General features: G+C 70.3%; 20 protein-coding genes. 7 read left to right on the top strand and 13 right to left on the bottom strand.

Going from position 1 to position 19972, the window contains the following annotated elements; all coding sequences use genetic code 11:
* Positions 1-80 precede the first annotated feature (80 nt).
* The 3 genes from AB663_RS10730 to AB663_RS10720 all read left to right on the top strand — a co-directional run bounded on the left by AB663_RS10730 (position 81) and on the right by AB663_RS10720 (position 1637).
* On the top strand, positions 81-491 hold the full coding sequence (locus AB663_RS10730) for a thioredoxin family protein (protein WP_067198785.1): 411 nt from the start codon (positions 81-83) through the stop codon (positions 489-491).
* A 21-nt stretch (positions 492-512) separates the two neighbouring features.
* The gene (locus AB663_RS10725) at positions 513-1088 is read left to right on the top strand and encodes a DUF4395 domain-containing protein (RefSeq protein WP_067198783.1); all 576 of its coding nucleotides are present in this window, start codon (positions 513-515) and stop codon (positions 1086-1088) included.
* 123 nt (positions 1089-1211) lie between these two features.
* Positions 1212-1637, top strand: a complete 426-nt coding sequence (locus tag AB663_RS10720) for an OsmC family peroxiredoxin (RefSeq protein ID WP_067198781.1) — start codon at positions 1212-1214, stop codon at positions 1635-1637.
* A gap of 1 nt (position 1638) precedes the next feature.
* On the opposite strand, the gene AB663_RS10715 is transcribed toward AB663_RS10720, so the two are convergent.
* The 5 genes from AB663_RS10715 to AB663_RS10695 form a co-directional block, all read right to left on the bottom strand.
* Positions 1639-2088, bottom strand: coding sequence for a hypothetical protein (locus tag AB663_RS10715; RefSeq protein WP_067198779.1), 450 nt, complete (start codon positions 2086-2088; stop codon positions 1639-1641).
* Complete coding sequence (gene dapB / locus AB663_RS10710; RefSeq protein ID WP_067198777.1) at positions 2088-2828, bottom strand: 4-hydroxy-tetrahydrodipicolinate reductase; 741 nt, start codon at positions 2826-2828, stop codon at positions 2088-2090. The genes AB663_RS10715 and dapB overlap by 1 nt, the downstream gene beginning before the upstream one ends.
* Positions 2829-2909: 81 nt before the next feature.
* Positions 2910-3512, bottom strand: coding sequence for a histidine phosphatase family protein (locus AB663_RS10705; protein WP_067198775.1), 603 nt, complete (start codon positions 3510-3512; stop codon positions 2910-2912).
* Positions 3513-3591: 79 nt separating this feature from the next.
* A complete protein-coding gene (locus AB663_RS10700; RefSeq protein ID WP_067198773.1) occupies positions 3592-4620 on the bottom strand; it encodes an aldo/keto reductase in 1029 nt (342 codons plus the stop codon).
* A gap of 209 nt (positions 4621-4829) precedes the next feature.
* Positions 4830-7106, bottom strand: coding sequence for a polyribonucleotide nucleotidyltransferase (locus AB663_RS10695; protein ID WP_067198771.1), 2277 nt, complete (start codon positions 7104-7106; stop codon positions 4830-4832).
* Between the two features lie 362 nt (positions 7107-7468).
* On the opposite strand from AB663_RS10695, the gene AB663_RS10690 reads away from it, so the two are divergent.
* Positions 7469-8779: a UDP-glucose dehydrogenase family protein gene (locus AB663_RS10690; RefSeq protein ID WP_067198769.1), complete on the top strand. Its 1311-nt coding sequence runs from the start codon at positions 7469-7471 to the stop codon at positions 8777-8779.
* A 10-nt stretch (positions 8780-8789) separates the two neighbouring features.
* Here AB663_RS10690 and AB663_RS10685 read toward each other — a convergent pair whose 3' ends face one another.
* Positions 8790-10715, bottom strand: coding sequence for a GDSL-type esterase/lipase family protein (locus AB663_RS10685; protein ID WP_232304528.1), 1926 nt, complete (start codon positions 10713-10715; stop codon positions 8790-8792).
* Between the two features lie 154 nt (positions 10716-10869).
* On the opposite strand from AB663_RS10685, the gene AB663_RS10680 reads away from it, so the two are divergent.
* On the top strand, positions 10870-11475 hold the full coding sequence (locus AB663_RS10680; protein WP_232304527.1) for a DedA family protein: 606 nt from the start codon (positions 10870-10872) through the stop codon (positions 11473-11475).
* Between the two features lie 10 nt (positions 11476-11485).
* Positions 11486-11662 carry a DUF5302 domain-containing protein gene (locus tag AB663_RS17395; RefSeq protein WP_198147857.1) on the top strand — a complete coding sequence of 59 codons (177 nt, stop codon included), beginning with the start codon at positions 11486-11488 and terminating at the stop codon, positions 11660-11662.
* 91 nt (positions 11663-11753) lie between these two features.
* On the opposite strand, the gene AB663_RS10675 is transcribed toward AB663_RS17395, so the two are convergent.
* The 4 genes from AB663_RS10675 to AB663_RS10660 all read right to left on the bottom strand — a co-directional run bounded on the left by AB663_RS10675 (position 11754) and on the right by AB663_RS10660 (position 15047).
* Positions 11754-12533 carry a hypothetical protein gene (locus AB663_RS10675; protein ID WP_067198767.1) on the bottom strand — a complete coding sequence of 260 codons (780 nt, stop codon included), beginning with the start codon at positions 12531-12533 and terminating at the stop codon, positions 11754-11756.
* Between the two features lie 61 nt (positions 12534-12594).
* Positions 12595-13107 (bottom strand): FAD-binding oxidoreductase, encoded by a 513-nt coding sequence (locus AB663_RS10670; RefSeq protein WP_067198765.1) that lies wholly within the window; start codon positions 13105-13107, stop codon positions 12595-12597.
* A 67-nt stretch (positions 13108-13174) separates the two neighbouring features.
* Positions 13175-13819, bottom strand: coding sequence for an FMN reductase (locus tag AB663_RS10665; protein ID WP_067198763.1), 645 nt, complete (start codon positions 13817-13819; stop codon positions 13175-13177).
* A 1-nt stretch (position 13820) separates the two neighbouring features.
* Positions 13821-15047 carry an LLM class flavin-dependent oxidoreductase gene (locus AB663_RS10660; RefSeq protein ID WP_067198761.1) on the bottom strand — a complete coding sequence of 409 codons (1227 nt, stop codon included), beginning with the start codon at positions 15045-15047 and terminating at the stop codon, positions 13821-13823.
* A gap of 110 nt (positions 15048-15157) precedes the next feature.
* Here AB663_RS10660 and AB663_RS10655 point away from each other — a divergent pair, with 110 nt between their 5' ends.
* Positions 15158-16288: an acyltransferase family protein gene (locus AB663_RS10655; protein ID WP_067198759.1), complete on the top strand. Its 1131-nt coding sequence runs from the start codon at positions 15158-15160 to the stop codon at positions 16286-16288.
* Positions 16289-16334: 46 nt separating this feature from the next.
* Here AB663_RS10655 and efeB read toward each other — a convergent pair whose 3' ends face one another.
* The 3 genes from efeB to efeU form a co-directional block, all read right to left on the bottom strand.
* Complete coding sequence (efeB, locus tag AB663_RS10650) at positions 16335-17630, bottom strand: iron uptake transporter deferrochelatase/peroxidase subunit (protein ID WP_067202607.1); 1296 nt, start codon at positions 17628-17630, stop codon at positions 16335-16337.
* A 90-nt stretch (positions 17631-17720) separates the two neighbouring features.
* Positions 17721-18953, bottom strand: coding sequence for an iron uptake system protein EfeO (efeO, locus tag AB663_RS10645; RefSeq protein WP_067198756.1), 1233 nt, complete (start codon positions 18951-18953; stop codon positions 17721-17723).
* Positions 18950-19900: an iron uptake transporter permease EfeU gene (gene efeU / locus AB663_RS10640; protein ID WP_067198754.1), complete on the bottom strand. Its 951-nt coding sequence runs from the start codon at positions 19898-19900 to the stop codon at positions 18950-18952. Before efeU ends, efeO begins: the two co-directional genes overlap by 4 nt.
* Positions 19901-19972 lie beyond the last annotated feature (72 nt).

The raw sequence follows: 19972 nt of genomic DNA, 5'->3' as shown, positions 1-19972 counted from the left end.
CCTCCGCACGTCGCCGCGGGCTCCCGTCATGTTGCGAAACACGCCGTCCCCGCGTGCGCGCGGAGTCGTACTCTCGACGCATGTCGCCCGCATCCGCTCTCGCTGTCGCCGGCGCCCTCCTGGCGCTCGCCATCATCGGCGGCGTGCTGCTCCGGGCGCTCGACGGCCGTCGCCGCGGCGGAGGGCACCTCCGGTTCGATGCCGGGGGTGCCGGCACGGCTCTCGCACCGAGGGCAACGCTGGTGCAGTTCAGCACCGAGATGTGCTCGCGGTGCCCGCAGGTGCGGCGGATGCTGGGCGAGCTCGCGACAGGACACGACGGAGTGGAGCACGTCGAAGTCGACCTCACGCACCGCCCCGACCTCTCCGCGCGATACCGCGTGCTGCAGACCCCCACGACCTTCGTCGTCGACCGGTCAGGCGCCGTTCGTGCCCGGTTCCATGGCGTGCCCCACCGGCACGCCATCGACGAGGCCATCGCCGCCGTGTGAGCGGCGGAGTCAGGAGACGACATGACCACCCCCGCCGGCATCGATCCCCGTGGTCCCCGTTTCGCGGCCGCGATCACGTCCGCCTTGCTGCTCGTCGCGACCTTCCTCGGCCTGCTCGGCATCTCGACCGCACGGGGCGGTGCCGTTGGCGGATGGTCCGCCTACCAGCCGAAGGCGGACGCGACGTTCCGTCCGGACGGCTGGGATATCGCGTCGGCGAGCGTGCTCGACCGTGTGCTCGACCCCGGCTTCCTCGTATCCGTCGTCATCGCGCTGCTGTTCCTGTGGAGCGTCGCCTCTCCCGCCACCGCGCCCTGGGGCGCGCTGTTCCGCCGAGTGGTCCGGCCAAGGCTCGCGCCGCCCGCCGAGCTGGAGGACCCGCGGCCCCCGCGGTTCGCGCAGGGCGTCGGACTCGTCGTGGTCGCAGTCGGCGTAGTCCTGCACCTCGCCGGCGTCCCGTGGGCGCTCCCGGTCGCGACCGCGGCAGCGTTCATCGCCGCCTTCCTCAACGCCGCGTTCGGCTTCTGCCTCGGCTGCCAGCTCTACCTGCTGCTGCAGCGCGCCGGCGTCGTCGGCCGCTCCGCTCCCGCCGCCTGACGCACCTGTCGGCCTCCGGGCGCTGCTCCTTCACGACGCGGCGTTCCTTCGCGACGCGACGCCGGATAGGCTGGCCACGACGCGACGCTGCGGCTCGAGCAGCGCGAGAAACCCGGAGGAACCATGCCTGTCACCAGCGAAGCCACCAGCACCTGGACCGGATCCCTCACGGAGGGCTCGGGGACCGTCGCCTTCTCGTCGTCGAACCTCGGCACCTTCCCCATCGACTGGAAGGCCCGCAGCGAGGGCAGCGACACGACCACCACGCCGGAAGAGCTCATCGCTGCGGCGCACTCGGCCTGCTTCAGCATGGCCCTGTCGCACGCACTGGCGGAGAACGGCACCCCGCCCGAGAAGGTGAACACGAGCGCCTCCGTCACCTTCAAGCCCGGCGTGGGCATCACGGGCAGCCACCTCAACGTCAACGCGGTCGTCCCCGGCCTCAGCCCTGAGAAGTTCCAGGAGATCGCCAACGAGGCGAAGACCGGCTGCCCCGTGTCTCAGGCGCTCGCCGGCATCGAGATCACCCTCGAAGCCACCCTCGCTTGATTCAGCGCGTCGACGCTGACGCGCGGGAGAGCCGGATCGCCTCGCGGATGCTGCGGCGGGCGTCCTTGCGGCGTCCCGCAGCATCCAGCACCACGCCGAGACGGTAGCGGGCGCGCCAGTCCCTGGGAGCTGCGTCCGCTGCGGCTTCATAGCGGGCGACGAGCGGGCCCGCATCCGCCGGGGCGAGACGGCCGCTCGGCGTCAGCTCGGTCTCGGCCTCCGGCATCCCGCCCTCCGCATCAAGGATGCGTCCCAGGCGATCCGCAGCGAAGCCGAACTGCATCTCACGCAACAGCGACCACGCCCCGAGCGGCGCGAGCACCACGAGGGCCACGCCCATGCCGATCGAGACAGGCGTCCCGACCGCGAAGAACATCACGGCGAGCCATACCGCAACGGCGAGATACACCAGGAGCGCCGCTGCCATGAGGGCGACGCCGACACGGGACATCACGAGCGGATGCCGATGTCGATCATGCTCTCCAGTCCGACCACGACGCCGGCGGCCTGCGCGGCGAACGGCACGGCGAGCCGGATGCCGGGCGCATAAGCACGGGCGGGATCGACCGTGTCATGCGTGAACGTGAGCGACTCCCCCGGTCCGGACAGGATGACCTCCTGCTTCGCGATGACGCCGGGGCGGCGGAGCGAGTGGATGGGCACGCTGCCTACCTGCTGGCCGCGTGCGCGCTGATCGGCGTGCGGAGCGCTCACCGGACCCTGCTCCGAGCGTGCGGCCGCGATGAGCTCCGCCGTGCGCACCGCCGTACCGCTGGGCGAGTCGATCTTCGTCTCGTGGTGGGCCTCGACGATCTCCGCGGAGGGGAAGAAGGGCGCGGCAGCAGCAGCGAGGGTGGAGCCGAGCACCGAGCCGAGTGAGAAGTTGGGGATGAAGACTGCGCCCGTGCCCGCAGCTTCGACGAGCGGACGCACCAGGGCGATGCGCTCGGCGGACCACCCCGAGGTCGCCACCAGCACGTTGATGCCGCGCTCGACCGCCGCACGCACCACGTCGATGCTCACCTGCGGCGTCGAGGCATCGATGACGAGCCCCGCTCCGTCGAGCTCCGAAAGCTCGCTTCGAGAAGTGAGGACGCGCCCCACCTCGAAACCGTCGAGCTCTTCGATCACAGCGCCGATGATCGTGCCGAGCTTGCCGGTGCCGCCGACGAGGGCTACCTGGGTGGTCATGTGTCCAGTCTATTTCTCCCGCGACACGCCGCGCTTTGCGCCGCCCGCGTGGCGGTGCCTGCGATCGTCGCGAGGACGGCCTCAGACCGGCATGGCGTCGGGGATGCCCGTTCGAAGCTCGACCGGCAGGTGGCCCGTGTCGTTGTGGGTCAGCAACGTCCACGGACGGCCCTGCTTCTGTGCGATCACCGTCAGGCCGCAGTGCGCCTGGTTGAGGGTCATCCAACGCCACTCGGGCGCTCCGAGGACCTCGCGCACGAACCAGGAGATGACGAAGTTGTGGGTGATGAGCACCTCATGCACCTCGCCCGTCTTGCGCACGAGGAACTCGTTCACGGCATCGGACATCTGCGCCCTGCCCGCCTCGATCTCGGCCTCGGTCACGGCGCCGAAGAACGGCTCGAACGCCGCAGGCGTCTCCTCGGTCATCCCTGTCGGAACGCAATCGAAGAGCAGCGCGGTCGGTTCCGGATCAACGGCCGGCAGCCGGGCGGCGATCGCTCGGGCCGTCTCGTTTGCGCGCAGCAGCGGCGAATGCCAGACGGCGTCGAGCGGGAGGCCGGACAGCCGATCGGCGATCAGCTCGGCCTGCCGCTGACCACGCGGGGACAGCGGCCCGTCGGTCAGGCCATGCTCCGCATCCTGATGTTCACCGTGTCTGACCAGATATATGTAATGCGTCACAACTCGCTCGCTTCATCGCCAGCATCTGCCGGGCTCCCTTCCACCCTATACAGGTCGGGAGTCCGAGCAGCGCCGACCCTCAGTTGCCTGCCCTGGTGAGATCGGCGACCTGCGCTCTCGTCAGCGTGACACCGGCCCCCTGCATGAGCTCGTCGACGTGATCGGTGGCGAACGCGTTCACGATCGGCGCCGCGATCGTCCGCTGCGCAAGAAGCCATGCGATGGACACCGCCGCGACCGGCACTCCCAGCTCGGTCGCGACCTGATCGAGCGCACGCAGGATCTTGATGCCGCGCCGGTTGAGGTGCGTTCGCAGCTGCTCGCCCCGCACTCCCTGTGACATGAGCGACTTGCTCCTGTGCCGGCCCGAGAGGAATCCATGCTCGAGGGCGTGGGAGGGCGTCACGGCGAGGTTCTGCGCCCCGGCCACGAGTCGCAGATCGCCCTCGAAGGGCAGACGGCGGACCAGGTTGTACGGTGCGTCGAGGACCTCGATGCGCGGATACCCCGCGGAGGCCAGGATGCGTGCCTCGACCAGCTTCTCCGGCGCGAAGCCGAATGCGCCGACCGCGCGGATCTTGCCCGCTTCGATCAGCCACTCGACGGTGGCAAGGGTGTCTTCGAGGTTGGTGCCGTCGTCGAGGGTCGCGTCGAGGTACAGCACGTCGATCGTGTCGACGCCCAGTCGGGTGAGGGAGCCCTCGACGGCCCGGACGAGGTTCACCGAGCCGAGTCCGGGGTTGTCGGCATGTGATCCCACCCGCACGCTGAGGAGCGTGCGGTCCCGCATGCCCCGCGACCGCAGCCACTGGCCGATGATGTGCTCGCTGCGGCCGCCGGAGAAGCCGTCGGCCGTGTGCACGGCGTTGCCCCCGAAATCGACGTAGCGGTCGAGGATGCCGTGACTGGTCTCGAGGTCGACGTTCCAGCCGAACTCCGCCGCGCCCAGCATGAGGGGGAAGGTCTCGAACCCGGTCTCGCCGAGCGGGACGCGGATGCTCTCGCCGACTCCCGGTCCGACGATCGGGATGGGCGCCGACGGGTGCTCCGGCGACTCGCTCTGCGCACGCTCGGCGGACGCTCCTGCGCCTACGCTGAACAACCGCATTTCCTCACCCCCGCGTCGATCGGTGCGTTCCGACCTCGTCACTGCGTGCTGCACCCCCCGGTGCGTACTTCGAGGGTATGCGACTTCCGCGAACTGCCCGACCAATCCGCCGAACGACGCGGAAACTTCCGATAACGGTTTGATCACATCATGACGACGAAGCCCGGGACTCCCCTGCAGAGGAGTCCCGGGCCACGGTCGTTCGGGGCTTACTCGGCCGCGGTCTCCTCCGCGGGCGCGGCGTCGGCAGCCGGGGCGTCATCGAGCACGGGCTCGAGCGAGAGCTTGCCGCGGTCGTCGATCTTCGTGATCTTCACGAGGATCTTCTGACCGACCGACAGCACGTCCTCGACGTTCTCGACGCGCTTGCCACCGGCGAGCTTGCGCACCTCGGTGACGTGCAGCAGGCCGTCCTTGCCGGGCAGCAGCGAGATGAAGGCGCCGAACGTGGCGATCTTCACGACGGTGCCGAGGAACTGCTCGCCGACCTCCGGGTTGGTCGGGTTGGCGATCGCGTTCACCTGAGCGCGGGCGGCCTCGGCCGAAGGGCCGTCGGTCGCGCCGATGTAGACGGTGCCGTCCTCCTCGATGGAGATCTGCGCGCCGGTCTCGTCCTGGATCGCGTTGATCGTCTTGCCCTTCGGGCCGATGAGCTCGCCGATCTTGTCGACCGGGATCTGCACGCTGATGACGCGCGGCGCGGTGGGCGCCATCTCGTCGGGGGCGTCGATCGCGGCGTTCAGCACGCCGAGGATCGTCAGGCGGGCGTCGCGCGCCTGGGTCAGCGCACCGGCCAGCACCGACGAGGGGATGCCGTCGAGCTTGGTGTCGAGCTGGATTGCCGTGACGAACTCGCTGGTGCCGGCGACCTTGAAGTCCATGTCGCCGAGCGCGTCCTCGGCGCCGAGGATATCGGTGAGCGCCGCGTAGCGGGTCTCACCGTCGACCTCGTCGGACACCAGGCCCATCGCGATGCCGGCGACGGGTGCGCGCAGCGGCACACCAGCGTTCAGCAGCGACAGAGTGGAGGCGCACACCGACCCCATCGACGTCGAACCGTTGGAGCCGAGGGCCTCGGACACCTGGCGGATCGCGTAGGGGAACTCCTCGCGGCTGGGCAGCACCGGCACGAGCGCGCGCTCGGCGAGGAAGCCGTGCCCGATCTCGCGACGCTTCGGCGACCCGACGCGGCCGGTCTCACCGGTGGAGTAGGGCGGGAAGTTGTAGTGGTGCATGTAGCGCTTGCTCGTCGTGGGCGACAGCGAGTCGATCTGCTGCTCCATCTTGAGCATGTTCAGCGTGGTGACGCCCAGGATCTGCGTCTCACCGCGCTGGAAGATCGCCGAGCCGTGCACGCGCGGGATGACCTGCACCTCGGCGTCCAGCGGACGGATGTCGGCGAGCCCGCGACCGTCGATGCGCACGTTCTCGGTGAGGATGCGGCCACGGACGATCTTCTTCGTCACTGACTTGTACGCTGCGGCGAACTCGAGCGGAGCGGCGGCCGGAAGCGTGCCGTTCTCGGTCGCCTCGATGAGCTCGGCCTTGACGCGGTCCTTGATCGCGTCGTCGGCGTTCTGGCGCTCCTGCTTGTCGGCGATCTGGTACACGTCGCTGAGCTCGGCGTACGCCCGCTCGGAGACGAAGTCGTAGACCTCCTGGCTGTATGCCGGGAAGACCGGGTAGACGCCCGGCTCCTTCGACGCGGTCGCCGCGAGCTCGGCCTGAGCCTTCACGAGCTGCGCGATGAACGGCTTGGCGGCCTCAAGGCCCTGTGCGACGACCTCTTCGCTGGGCTTCGTGGCGCCGGCCTTGATGAGGTTCCAGCTGTTCTCGGTGGCCTCTGCCTCGACCATCATGATCGCGACGTCCTCCGTGCCGTCGCCCTTCGTGACGACGCGACCGGCGACGACGAGGTCGAAGACGGCCTGCTCGACCTGCTCGGCGTTCGGGAACGCGACCCACTGGTCGTCGTGCTCGCCGTGACCGGGGATGAAGGCCAGACGCACACCCGCGATCGGACCGGAGAACGGCAGACCGGAGATCTGCGTTGACGCGGACGCGGCGTTGATCGCGAGGGCGTCGTAGAACTCGCCGGGCGCGATCGAGAGCACCGTGATGACGATCTGGACCTCGTTGCGGAGCCCGTCGACGAACGACGGGCGCAGCGGACGGTCGATCAGGCGGCAGACGAGGATGGCCTCGGTCGAGGGCCGGCCCTCGCGGCGGAAGAACGAGCCGGGGATCTTGCCCGCGGCGTACGAACGCTCCTCGACGTCGACCGTCAGCGGGAAGAAGTCGAACCCTTCGCGCGGGTTCTTGCTCGCGCTCGTCGCCGAGAGGAGCATGGTCTCGCCGTCCAGGTAGGCGGCGACAGCGCCCTGAGCCTGCTGCGCGAGGCGGCCGGTCTCGAAGCGGATGGTGCGGGTGCCGAAGCGGCCGTTGTCGAGAACGGCCTCGGTGGCGGTGATTTCAGGACCTTCCAAGAGGTCTCTCCTTCTTTGTTTAAGCTCGCGTGCCCGTATGGCGCGCGAGCGTGTTCATGAAGGAGCGCACGGTCGGGGTTCGGGCGCGCGGGCATCCGCGAGTGTCGCCTGCGCTGGCCACCAGTAGAAAGCCACCCGACACGACGGCCGGGGAACCCACCACAGGGGACCAGCTTCTCCGCCGATCGCTCCATGAGTCGATGTGAACTTGTGCGTCGGCACACGCCGACTCCCCCACCCTACCAGCGGCACCTCCGATTGCCACGGCCGGCATCGTCGAAGTCCGCACCGGTCATCCTCCGGCCATGTGCCGTTCACACCCGCGATGCCGCCGCGTGACCGGCATCCGGTGGGGTGTTCCCATGCGCATGTCAGTCATCGGCTGCGGCTACCTCGGCGCCGTGCACGCCGCCGCGATGGCCTCGATCGGACACGAGGTGATCGGCATCGACGTCGACGAGGGCAAGGTCGCCACGCTGCGAGAAGGATCGGCGCCCTTCTTCGAGCCCCGCCTCGACGACCTCCTCCGCGACGGCATCGCGTCAGGGCGCCTCCGGTTCAGCACACGCGCCGCGGATGCGGCCGGGGCCGCCGTGCACTTCCTCGCCGTGGGCACCCCGCAGATCGCCGGCGGACATGCCGCGGATCTGCGTCACGTCGACGCCGCGATCGAGGCGCTGCTCCCCCACCTGCGCCGCGGAGACGTCGTCGCGGGCAAGTCCACCGTGCCCGTGGGAACCGCCGAACGGCTCTCCGCACGCGTCTCGGCGACCGGCGCCGCTCTCGCGTGGAACCCCGAGTTCCTGCGCGAGGGATGGGCCGTGCACGACACGATCGAGCCCGACCGCATCGTCGTGGGGACGACTGCCGATGCCGGCGGCGAGACGGCCGCCGCGCTGCTGCGCGAGGCATACGGCCCCGCGGTCGAGCGCGGCGTGCCCTTCCTCGTCACCGATCTCGCGACCGCCGAGCTGGTCAAGGGAGCGGCGAACGCGTTCCTCGCCACGAAGATCTCCTTCATCAACGCGATGTCGGAGATCGCGGAGGCAGCGGGCGCCGACGTCGCGATGCTCGCCGACGCCCTCGGGCACGACGACCGCATCGGGCGGCGCTACCTCGGCTCGGGCATCGGCTTCGGCGGCGGATGCCTGCCGAAGGACATCCGCGCGTTCGCCGCGCGCGCCGAGGAGCTGGGGCGCGGAGAGTCGGTGGGGTTCCTGCACGAAGTCGACGCCATCAACATGCGCCGCCGCGACCGCGCAGTGCAGCTCGTGGTGGACGCACTCGGCGGGCTCGTGTTCGGCAAGAGGGTGGCCGTGCTCGGGGCCGCCTTCAAGCCGTTCAGCGACGACATCCGCGACTCCCCCGCTCTCGACGTGGCTGTGCGATTGCGGGGTCTCGGCGCCGACGTCGTCGTGACCGATCCTGCCGCCGTCGACAACGCGCGAGCGGCCCACCCTCAGCTCTCGTACGCCCCGGAGCGCGACACCGCCCTGCGCGAGGCGGATGCCGTCGTGATCGTCACCGAGTGGGACGACTACCGCCGCGACCTCACCCCGGAGCATGCGGGAGGGCTCGTGCGCGGACGCATCGTCATCGACGGGCGCAACTGCCTCGACCCCGGGGCCTGGCGAGCGGCCGGATGGACGTATCACGGCATGGGACGCCGGTGAGCGTCGTGGATCAGCTCACGTCGGCGCTCTGCTGGACGGCGGATCGTCCCGGGTACACGTAGCCGTCGTGCTTGGCCACCCGGCCGTCGCCTGCGGTGCGCCCGTGGAGCCTCCGCCACACCCACGGCAGCGCGTGCCGCCGCCACCACAGACCCGCGCCGATGGTCTCCCCGTCGTGCAGCGCGGCGTCGAGGGCGCCGAGCGCGTCAGCATGGGGCACCGAGAGCACCTCGGCCACCCGGTAGGCGAGGAAGCGGTGCCCTCGGCTGCTCAAGTGCACCAGGTCCTCTCCCCAGTGCGGTCGCTCGCCGAGCTCAGGGTGCAGGTCGGTGTCGATCAGGATCGAGCCCGTGCGCGCGGCGATCCCCGCCAGCGCCGTCGCGAACGCCGCGAAGCGTCGCACGTAGATCGCGGCAGCCCTGCGATCAGGCAGGAACGGCGTGACGAGCACCACGTCCGCACCCGACTCGCGCAGGCGGACGACAGCGCGTTCGAGCGTCTCGGTGAGCGCCGTCACGTCGGCCTTCGCCTTCACGAGGTCATTGGATCCGACGAGGATCGATACGAGATCGGGACGAAGGTCGATGGCCCGATCGAGTTGCGCTCCGCACACATCTGCGACGCGCTGCGAACGGATGGCGAGGTTCGCATACCGCAGGCCCCCGCGTGCGGCGAGCAGCATGGCGAGCCGGTCGGCCCATCCGCGCAGCGTCCCGTCCGGTCCCGGATCGCACAGCCCCTCGGTGAGCGAATCACCGAGAGCGACATACCGCTGCCAGCGCGCAGAAGAGACGGCAGCGGCCGGCTCGGGCCGCACGGCCCTGACCGCACGCAGGCGCGCGTCGACGCGGCGCAGGCGCTGTGCCTCATCGAAGTGCCCGAGGAGTTCATCGCACACGCTCGCCCAGCTGCGCCCCTCGACGGCCGCGCGTCCCTCCGCCCCGAACGCGTGCCGCTTGCGGGCGTCCCCGGCGAGGTCGGAGACCCGCATGCGCAGGTCGTCGAGGTCACCCGGCCGATAGAGCCAGCCGTCCACGCCCATGCGCACCAGGTCGATGGGACCGCCTCGTCCGGTGGCGACGACCGGCACACCGCTGGCGTGCGCCTCCTGCAGCGTCTGTCCGAACGTCTCACTCTCCCCCGGGTGCACGAAGAGGTCGAGCGATGCCATGGCCGCGGCGAGCGCGCCGCCGTCGAGGTGGCCGAGGAAGACCGCATCGGGCAGCAGTGCCTCCAGTCGCTGCCTGCTCGGACCGTCTCCGATGATGACGAGCCGCGTACCGGGGATGCCTCGGAGTGCGACGAGGTCCTCCACCTGCTTCTCCGGAGCGAGTCGCCCGACGTAGCCGATGAGCACGGGCGCGCCCCATGCCGCGCGCAGCGAGGCGTCGCGACGCGAGGGGTGGAACCGTTCCGCGTCGACGCCGCGACCCCAGCGGCGCACACGATCGACCCCGAGCGCTGCGAGCTGCTGGGCGGACTCGGCGGACGGCGCCAGCGTGAGGGTGGCTCTGCGGTGCACGCGGGCGATGTGCGTCTGCGCGAGACCCGCCGTGGCGGGGATGCGGTAGCGCTCGGTGTACGCGGCGACGTCGGTCTGGTACGCCGCGACGGATGCGACGCCGAGCGTGTCGGCCGCGAGCGCTCCTCGCCACCCGAGGGCGAACGGCGACGCCAGGTGCACGACGTCTGGACGCACCCGGCGAAGGGATGCGGCGACGCGCTGGGTGGAGGATGTGCCCACGCGCACGTTCCGGTAGCCGGGCAGCGCCACGCTCGGGATCGTCTCGATCTGCGCACCGGCGATCTCCCGCGGCACACCGGCCGCGGCGGGTGCGATGACGTGGGCATGGTGACCGGTGCGCTCGAGATGCCGCAGGATCTGCAGCACGGATCCGGTCACGCCGTTCATGTGCGGGAGGAAGGACTCGGTCACGATCGCGACTCTCACATGCTCAGGATGCCGCGCCGCGACGGCGCACCGGCCCGGGTTCGGCGCTGCGCACCAGATGTTCACCGGATGCTGGATCGCCCGTCACCGGTTATCCGGCCGTCGGTTGCCGTTCACCTCGGCCGCGCATTCTGGCGAGGTGCCGCTCGAACTCCTCACCGGGCCGTGGGCCCTCCTCACGATGAGCCTGCTCGTGGTGGGCGATGCCTTCCTCGTCGTCATCCCCGGGGAGGTCGCCGTGACGGCGCTCGGGGCGCTGTCCGTCCTGCACGGGACGCCGCCACTCTGGGCTGTCATCGGGTGCGCCGCCGTCGCCGCGGTGCTCGGTGACGCGTCGTGCTACGTCGTCGGGCGCACGGTCGGCACGGAGCGCTGGCGATGGATGCGGGGCCGCCGGGTGCGGGGCGCGCTCACCTGGGCCGGTGGCCGCATCGATTCGGGTCTGGCGACCGTGCTCTTCACGGCGCGCTTCGTGCCGTTCGCGCGGCTGGCGGTCAACCTCGTGGCCGGGGCTTCTCGCGTGTCGGCTCCGCGGTACCTCGGGCTCGTGGCCGTCGCCGGGACGGGCTGGGCGGCCTATCAGGCGGCGGTCGGCGCGGTGGTGGGCACGCTCGTCCCCGGGCATCCGGTCGTCGGTGTGATCGTCTCGGTGGTGGTGGCGATCGCGCTCGGTGCGGTGATCGACGTGGTCAGCCGCCGGCTGCGATCGCCGGTCGACCAACCCCGGCGCGGCGCCGACGGCTAGGCTGACCATCATGAGCACCGAAGAAGGCGCTTCCTCCGCGGAGGAGATGAAGCGCAAGTTCAAGGAAGCGCTCGAGAAGAAGAACGCGCACCACCGGCAGGGCGAGGCTCACCTCGACGGGGATTCCGCCGTCCACGGAGCCCCCGCCCCGCAGATGCGCCGCGAGTTCCGACGCAAGAGCGGCTGACAACGCGGATGCCGGAGCGCGAGTGCCCTCGTGCTCCGGCATCCTGACTTCCGGTCAGTGCTGTCGGTGTCTCACTGCTCCGCGGCGCTCGTCACCGCGGCAGCCGCCCCTCGTGCAGGACGGCCTGCGGATCCGCTGCCTGGCGCACCGCGCGCAGGCGGCGGAGGTCGTCGGGCGATCCGCATCGATCGAGCCCCTGCCCGGGCGAGAGGAACGTGGGGATGATCTGCGGCGCTTCGTGCGGTGCGAGCAGCCGACGCAGACCTGCGAGGCTCTCCATGCCGGGCTCGGCAGGCACGCCCGGGATCACCGGAACGAGAGCATGCAGAAGCCAGTCTGCGGCCGACAGCGATGCGAAGCCGTCTCTATGCGGCGAGCGGAGGGCGCCGCCGAGCATGCGAATGTCGATCCCCACGATCGGCCACTGCTCGGGGAGTTCGCGGAACTCGACGAGTCCGGCGATCGTCGCGTCATCGAGGGCGGCGAGCGTCATCGAGCCTCCTGCTCCGGCGGTGGGCTCGGTCGGCTCCCCCGACGCGGCCGCGAGCGCTGCCTGCGACGTCGGTCCGATCTTCTCGCGCCGCACGACCCCGGCGCTGCGCACCCCGGAGAGCAGCGCGCCGGCGGCGCCGTCGACGGAGAGGGCCTGGACCGAGAGGAAGCTCGTCCCTCTGATCTCCGCGGGCAGCTGAGGAGCGTCCGGCATGCGCATCGAGTTCACGAACACGTTGAGCGTGGCCGGCGCGTCATCCGCGAGGTCGCGTACGGCGCGCAGCACGGATGCGGCGTCGGCGACATCGAAGGTCAGCGTCGCGCCCCACTGGGCGGGCGCGGCGACCAGGTCGATCTCGAGCGCGGTGACGATGCCCACGACAGAGCCCGCACCGCGGAGGGCCCACAGGAGGTCGGGGTCCGAGTCGTCGTCGGCGCGCTCATGACGCCCGTCGGTGCGGAGGACCCAGGCCGCTCGGAGCGACTGCGCGCCGAGGCCCGCCGTGCGGCTGAACCACGAGTGCCCCCCCGCCCAGCGTGTACCCGGCGACGGTCACGACGGGGCTCGTGCCGGCGGGCGCAGCCCACCCGGTCCCTTCGAGGGCATCGACCACGACACCCCAGCGCACGCCGCTGCCGATGCGCGCTCGCCCAGCGGACAGGTCGATGTCGAGGTCGTCGAAGGCGTTCATCCGCACGAGCACCGCACCCGCGAGGTCGCCTGACGCGCCGTGACCGCTCGGCTGAACCGCCACCGGCGTGCCGGCGTCGCGCGCGATCGCGACGACCGCGCGCAGGTCGGCGAAGTCTACGGGTTCCACCACCGCCGCCGGATGCTGCTCGACCGCGAGGTTCCATGGGCGGCGTGCGGCGTCGTAGCCGGGGTCACCGGGAAGGACGACGGCGCCGCGGACAGCGGCGCGAAGGGCGCTGAGGTCAGGAGAAGAGTGCACGACGCCACCGTACGATGCCCCTCGGACATCGTCGATGGCCCCGTGCCCTCTGCGGCGGGGCGAGTGCTCACTCCCCGGCGAGACCGCCCAGCATGTGCCCGAAAGAGCGACCCTCAGCGAGATACGTCGCGGGGTCGTACGGGTCGGGCGTCGAGGCCGACTCGCGCGCGGCCATCTTCTCGGCGAGCTCGCGGGCGCCCTTCTCGACGCGCCGCGACAGCGGTGCCACATCGTCGCCGGCCCCGCCCCAGTCGCTGGAGGCGGCGAACACGCCCGTCGAGACCGCGTCGGCGTGCAGGTAGGCGAACAGCGGACGGATCGCGTAGTCGATCGCGAGAGAGTGTCGTGCCGTGCCCGCGTTCGCACCGATGAGAACGGGCTTGCCTCTGAGCGAATCGGGGTCGAGCACGTCGATGAAGGACTTGAACAGCCCCGAGTAGCTCGTGGAGAAGATGGGCGTCACGGCGATGAGCGCATCCGCCGACACGACCGTGTTGATGGCGGCCTCCAGCGCGGGCGGCGCGAACCCGGTGAGCATGTTGTTCGTGATGTCGTGCGCATAATCACGCAGCTCGATCACGTCGACCTGCGCCTCGATGTCCCTCTCGCCGAGGGCCGCGACCGTCTCGGCGGCCAGCCGATCGGCGAGCATCCGGGTGGAGGACGGGTTCGAGAGTCCGGCCGAGACGACCGCGATGCGACGCGTCGTCATGTCACGCCTCCTTCCGGCCGAGGGCGAACGCCGCACCCGTCGGCGCGGGAGCGTCCTGGTAGGGCGAGCCGGCGGTGAGGTTGTCGCCGCGGTTCGCGCCGGGGCGCGCCTGCCGCGTCGGCCCATCGCCGAACTCCGCACGGACGCGCGCCGCGTGGGTGGGCGCGTCGGGGACGGTGGCAGGCCGGTTCACCGCGAGCTCCTTGCGGAGCACGGGAACAACCTCGGAGCCGAGGATGTCGAGCTGTTCGAGCACCGTCTTGAGCGGCAGCCCTGCGTGGTCGATGAGGAAGAGCTGGCGCTGGTAGTCGCCGAAGTGATCGCGCATCGCCGCGTACCGATCGATCACCTGCTGCGGGGACCCCACTGTCAGCGGCGTCATCTCGCTGAAGTCCTCGAGACTGGGACCGTGCCCGTAGACCGGCGCGTTGTCGAAGTACGGTCGGAACTGCGCGACCGCGTCCTGAGACCTGGCTGCCATGAAGACCTGTCCGCCGAGCCCGACGATCGCCTGCTCCGGCGTGCCGTGACCGTAGTGCGCGAACCGCTGGCGGTAGAGCTCGATGAGCCGCTGATAGTGCTCCTTGGGCCAGAAGATGTTGTTCGCGAAGAACCCGTCGCCGTAGTAGGCCGCCTGCTCCGCGATCTCCGGAGTGCGGATCGATCCGTGCCACACGAACGGCGGGATGCCGTCGAGCGGCCGCGGCGTCGCCGTGAAGCCCTGCAGCGGCGTGCGGAACTTGCCCTCCCAGTCGACGACGTCCTCGCGCCACAGCTTGTGCAGGAGCGCGTAGTTCTCGATCGCGAGCGGCAGCCCCTGGCGGATGTCCTTGCCGAACCAGGGGTACACGGGCCCGGTGTTGCCGCGGCCGAGCATGAGGTCCATGCGTCCGCCGGACACGTGCTGCAGCATCGCGTACTCCTCCGCGATGCGAACCGGGTCATTGGTCGTGATGAGGGTCGTCGAGGTCGAGACGATGAGCCTCTCCGTCCGTGCGGCCAGCGCCGCGAGGAAGGTAGTGGGGCTGGACGACCAGAACGGCGGGTTGTGATGCTCACCGATGGCGAAGACGTCGAGACCGACCTCCTCCGCGTGCGTGGCGATCTCCATGGTCGCCGCGATGCGCTCCTGCTCGCTCGGCGTGACGCCGGTCGTCGGGTCGCGCGTGATGTCGCTGACCGACATGATGCCGAACTGCATCGCCTGGGCGCCTGACTGCTCGCTCATGATTCTCCGTGCTCTCCGAAGCGGATGGATCGGCATCCGCTTCTATTCATTTGAATGTATCTGAGTCAACGCAACCGCGCCAACTTTATTCCCGCCTGTAGCCTCGACACATGAGCACCACCGGAGCGGATGCCGCCGGAACCGGAACCGGCGCCGTTCAGCGCCCACGACGACGGGTCCCGTTCTGGGACAACGCACGCTACGCCTGCATCGTGCTCGTCGTGCTCGGGCACGCCATCCAGCGTCTGATCTACGACTCCGACATCGCCCTCGCGGGCTATCTCGCCCTCTACGCGTTCCACATGCCGGCGTTCGCGATCATCTCGGGGTACTTCTCGAAGTCCGGGTCGCCGACCAGGGTGCAGATGGCCAGGGTGATCACCGACATCCTGGTGCCCTACTTCATCTTCGAGCTCCTCTGGACGCTGACGAAGTGGCTCGTCGAGGGACAGGCCGACCCCAACCTCAGCAAGCCGTCGTGGACCCTCTGGTTCCTCCTCGCGCTGGGCATCTTCCGTCTCGTGCTCCCCTACCTCGCACTGTTGCGCTGGCCGCTGCTGTGGACGGTCCTGATCTCCATCGGCGTAGGGTACATGCCCAACGTCGACAGCACGTTCTCGCTCTCGCGCACGCTCGGCCTCCTGCCGTTCTTCACGCTCGGGTGGTGGTTGCGCGAGCGCGACCTCATCACGAGGTTCCGGCTCCTGGAGCGCCGCCCGTGGTGGCTGCGCATCGTCGCTCTCGCGGTGCTCGCGACCGCGGGGTTGGCGGCATGGCGCTGGATCGACGTCTGGCAGGCCATCGACCTCCGGCACTGGCTGTTCTACGAGGACGCCTACGCCGACCTAGGCGGCGAGCAGTGGTGGGCCGGCGGCTTGCGCATCGCGCTCATGGGGCTGGCCGTGGTGCTCAGCGCCGCGTTCTTCACGCTCGTGCCTCGCGGGACGTACTGGTGGACGCCGTTCGGCCAGTACACCATGTACGTCTTCCTGCTGCACTCCTTCGTGCTGTACCCGTTCCGCGAATCCGGAGTGCTGCGCGACCTCGACCCGACGTGGCTGTGGCTGCCGCTCGTCACGGTCGCCTCGGTGCTGCTGGCGCTGGCCCTGGCCACCAAGCCGGTGCGGCGCGTCTTCCGCCCGCTCGTCGAGCCTCGCCCGAGGTGGCTGTTCGCGGATCCGGGGCTCGCCTCGAGAGAGGGCCACCGCAGCGACCCGACGGGATCACGCCGCCCACGCTGACGCGTGCACCGCGACCGGGCCACCGGGTGGCCGGCCTCCGAGCCCGTCACTCGAACAGGGGCGCCCCGACGTACGAGCCCGGTTCGGCACCCGGCGGTATCGCCCAGATGCCGGAGCCGACGTGCCGGATGTACTCGTTCATGAGGTCGGTGGAGAGTCGGCGCTGCAGCGTGATGAACTGCCGGGGGTCGCGCTGGTAGGACAGGAAGAAGAGACCGGCGTCGAGTCGCCCGAGTTCGTTGTTGCCGTCGACGTAGTTGAACCCGCGGCGCAGGATGCGGATGCCGTCGTTCTGCTCGGGGTGGGCCAGTCGCACGTGCGAATGCGCATCGATGGCGGAGCCCGAGAAGTCGGGCTCGGTGAACTCGTCGCCGCCCGACAGCGGCGCACCGCTGCCCTTCTCGCGCCCGATGATCGTGTCCTGCTCGGCGAGCCGCACGCGGTCCCAGGTCTCGATGAGCATCGCGATGCGCCGCGCGACGAGGTAGGAGCCGCCGGCCAGCCAAGACGGCTCATCCGAGTCCGACACCCAGACGTGCTCGGCGAGCGCGGCATCGTCGTCGGCGAGGATGTTGGCGGTTCCGTCCTTGAAGCCGAAGAGGTTCCTTGGCGTCATCTGCGCGGAGGTGGTCCGTGACGTCTTGCCGAACCCGAGCTGAGACCACCGCAGCCGCGCACGGCCGAAGGCGATGCGACTGAGGTTGCGGATCGCGTGCACGGCGACCTGGGGGTCATCGGCACAGGCCTGGACGCACAGGTCGCCGTACGAGCGGGCTGGGTCGAGGTCGTCGCCGAGGAACGGCGGCAGCTTCTCCAGCCCCGCGGGGCGCCGATCGGCGATGCCGTAGCGGTCGCCGTCCTCGTTCTCGAACAGGGTGGGCCCGAAGCCGATCGTGATGGTGAGGCCCGCCGCGGGAAGACCCTGCGCCTCTCCGGTGTCGTCCGGCGGCTGCTGCGGGTCTCCTCCGACGGCTCCCGTCGCGCTGACCTCGAGCCCTTGCGTGATCCGTGACGCCGCGTACGACCAGTCCTGCAGGAGCGAGATCAGGTCGTCCCGGTCCGTGCGCGGCATCATGTCGAAGGAGGCGAAGTGCAGATGCTCCTGCACGGGCGTCGTGATTCCCGCCTGATGGGCGCCGAAGAACTCAAACGCCGACGTTTCGGCCGCGGCGCCCGAGCGCGCGAGCGCAGCCGCCCCGGCGAAGCCCCCGCCGGTGCCGATCGCGAGGCCTGCGACCCCGCTGCCGAGCGCGAGGCCGAGCAGACCGCGCCTGCTCAGCCCACGCGCCGGCGCTGCCGTGCCTTCGCCGGTGGTCGGTGCGGTGTCGCCGGCGGCCGGCACGTCGAGCGCGAGGGACGTGACCGGCTGCTCAGGCGTCGGCGGATGCCCGCCGGATGCGCTCTCCGTCACTGCGAGGCCCTCCTCCCGCGATCAGTCGAGGATCGTGCCGGTCAGCTGCGAGAGCGGCTCGGCGAGCGCGTTGATGAGGTCGGTGAGGGTGCGCTTGTCGTCTTCGGAGACCTGGGTGTAGTCCACGAAACCGTCTGCGAGAGATCCGTGAGCCGCCAGAGCGCTCTCCAGATCCGCGTACCCGTCTTCGATCCGCGACACGAGCACCTTGCCGTCGTCTCCCTGAGCCGCCGCGAAGTCCTGCACGAGGGAGAAGGCCATCTTCGAGCCCTCCACGTTGGCGGCGAAGTCGTAGAGGTCGGTGTGCGACCACCAGTCCTCCTCACCCGAGATCTTGCCTGTCGCGACCTCGTCGAGCAGCGCGATCGCGCCGTTGGAGATTCCGGCGATCCCCTGGTCGTCGAGAGCGGCCGTGAAGTCGTCGGAGTGCACGTAGTCGTAGAGCTCCTGCACGTCGGCGATGAGCTGGTCGCCGAACTCGGCGCGCTGCTGAGGGGTCGACGGAGCCCAGTCCTGCCATGCCGGCGTCTCTCCGTCGGCGTTGAGCGCGTCCTGCGCAGGAACCCACAGGTCCTTCTCGATGCGGTGGAAACCGGTCCAGTCCAGGCCTTCCGCCACGGCATCGACCTCGCGATAGTCGATGCGCGGGTCGAGATCTCCGAGCGCCTCCGCCACGGGCTCGATGCGCTCGTACGACGCGCGCGTCTGCGGGAAGAGCGCTCGCGCCTTCTCGTCATCCCCCGCCTCGTATGCGGTGACGAGCTCGTCGACGGCCGGGACCAGCTGGCCCACCTGGTCCTTCACGAACGCCGCGTAGAGGTCGACCGCCTGCTGCTTCTGCTCGGCGTCCTCACCGGTCACGGCGACGCGGTCGCCGGTCACCGTGAACTCGGCCTTGCCGACGCCTTCGCCGACCATGCCGGGCTTGCAGAGCGTGTAGTAGGTGCCCGGCTGTGCCGTCACGGTCAGCGTGCGCGACGCGGCCGGGGCGATGTTCTCGACCTCGCCGACGATACGGAGCCCGTCTTCGGCGAGCAGATAGAACTCAGTCGTCTGCGCGCTGTCGTTCTGCACGTCGAAGGTGAGCGTGCCGCTCGCCGCCGTCGAGCCCGAGACCGAGCACGCGCTGTCGGTCGACGTGACGTCGAAGGCCGCTCCTCCGGCGGCGTCGTCCTTCGCGACGCATCCGCTGAGGACGAGCGCCGTCGCGCCGGCCGCGGCGAGGGCTCCGATGATCCGTCCGGACGTGGTCATGCTGCTCCTTGCTGAGTGAGAGTCTGCGCCGAGGTGCCGCTGCCGGCTGCCACGGACGCGGCGGGGCGCGCGGGCCGACGGGTGCGGATGCCGCGCAGGAAGAAGAATCCGACGATGAGGACGTACAGCGCCCAGACGACGACCTGGAGCCAGCTCATCTCCGGGCGGAAGCCGACCGTGGCCTGAAGAAGCGTCGCCCCGGCGCTGTCCGGTGCGATGGCGCCGCTGACGTCGAAAGCCCAGCCGAACGGGAACGCCGCCCAGCCCACGGCCACCGTCCCTGTGGCGGCGTCGATGGGCGCCGCGGAGCCGAACGGACCGGGAAGAGCCCCGGCCTCCTGCAGATCCATGACGGCGTATGCCAGCACGCCGGCTGCGACCACCACGAGGAAGCCGCCGGTCCAGGCGAAGAAGCGGCGGGTATCGAGGCGCACGGCGCCTCGAGCGAGCAGCCAGCCGACGACGACGGCGACGCCGAGCCCGAGGAGGGCGCCGGTCAGGGCCAGCGGCGCGCTGCCGAAGGACTGGAGCATCGACCACAGCAGGAGAGTCGTCTCGATGCCCTCGCGCGCGACGGAGACGAAGCCGATCGCCACGAGAGCCCAGAGACCGCCCGCAGTGAGCGCTCGGTCGATGCCGCCCTCCAGCGTCGCCTTCATGGTGCGGCCCGCTCGCTGCATCCAGAAGATCATCCAGGTCACCATCGCGACCGCGAGAAGCGACATCAGGCCGCCGATGAGTTCCTGGGCGCCGGGAGCGAGTGCGTACGCGCCGAAGGTGAGCACCGCGCCGAACGCCAGGGCGAGGCCGATCGCGAGGCCGATGCCGACCCACATCCGCGGCAGCGCGTCGCGGCGACCGAGCCTGCGGAGATATGCGACGAGGATGCCGACGACGAGAGCGGCTTCGAGGCCCTCGCGAAGGCCGATGAGGAAACTGGCGAGCACAGGTGAGGCTTTCTCGGGAGGTGCTTGCGGTAAGGGATGCCTTACCTGACCAACTGTAACACCCGGCGCCCC

It is taken from the genome of Microbacterium sp. XT11 (assembly GCF_001513675.1).
Taxonomy (GTDB): Bacteria; Actinomycetota; Actinomycetes; order Actinomycetales; family Microbacteriaceae; genus Microbacterium.
The sequence above is the reverse complement of the archived record's forward strand: the minus strand, read 5'-3'. Positions and strand labels throughout refer to the sequence as shown.

Bases quoted from the DNA above. Each gene is read 5' to 3' on its own strand.
- AB663_RS10730 (WP_067198785.1), top strand. From the start codon at position 81: ATGTCGCCCGCATCCGCTCTCGCTGTCGCCGGCGCCCTCCTGGCGCTC.
- AB663_RS10725 (WP_067198783.1), top strand. From the start codon at position 513: ATGACCACCCCCGCCGGCATCGATCCCCGTGGTCCCCGTTTCGCGGCC.
- AB663_RS10720 (WP_067198781.1), top strand. From the start codon at position 1,212: ATGCCTGTCACCAGCGAAGCCACCAGCACCTGGACCGGATCCCTCACG.
- AB663_RS10715 (WP_067198779.1), bottom strand. From the start codon at position 2,088: ATGTCCCGTGTCGGCGTCGCCCTCATGGCAGCGGCGCTCCTGGTGTAT.
- dapB (WP_067198777.1), bottom strand. From the start codon at position 2,828: ATGACCACCCAGGTAGCCCTCGTCGGCGGCACCGGCAAGCTCGGCACG.
- AB663_RS10700 (WP_067198773.1), bottom strand. From the start codon at position 4,620: ATGCGGTTGTTCAGCGTAGGCGCAGGAGCGTCCGCCGAGCGTGCGCAG.
- AB663_RS10690 (WP_067198769.1), top strand. From the start codon at position 7,469: ATGCGCATGTCAGTCATCGGCTGCGGCTACCTCGGCGCCGTGCACGCC.
- AB663_RS17395 (WP_198147857.1), top strand. From the start codon at position 11,486: ATGAGCACCGAAGAAGGCGCTTCCTCCGCGGAGGAGATGAAGCGCAAG.
- AB663_RS10665 (WP_067198763.1), bottom strand. From the start codon at position 13,819: ATGACGACGCGTCGCATCGCGGTCGTCTCGGCCGGACTCTCGAACCCG.
- AB663_RS10660 (WP_067198761.1), bottom strand. From the start codon at position 15,047: ATGAGCGAGCAGTCAGGCGCCCAGGCGATGCAGTTCGGCATCATGTCG.
- AB663_RS10655 (WP_067198759.1), top strand. From the start codon at position 15,158: ATGAGCACCACCGGAGCGGATGCCGCCGGAACCGGAACCGGCGCCGTT.
- efeO (WP_067198756.1), bottom strand. From the start codon at position 18,953: ATGACCACGTCCGGACGGATCATCGGAGCCCTCGCCGCGGCCGGCGCG.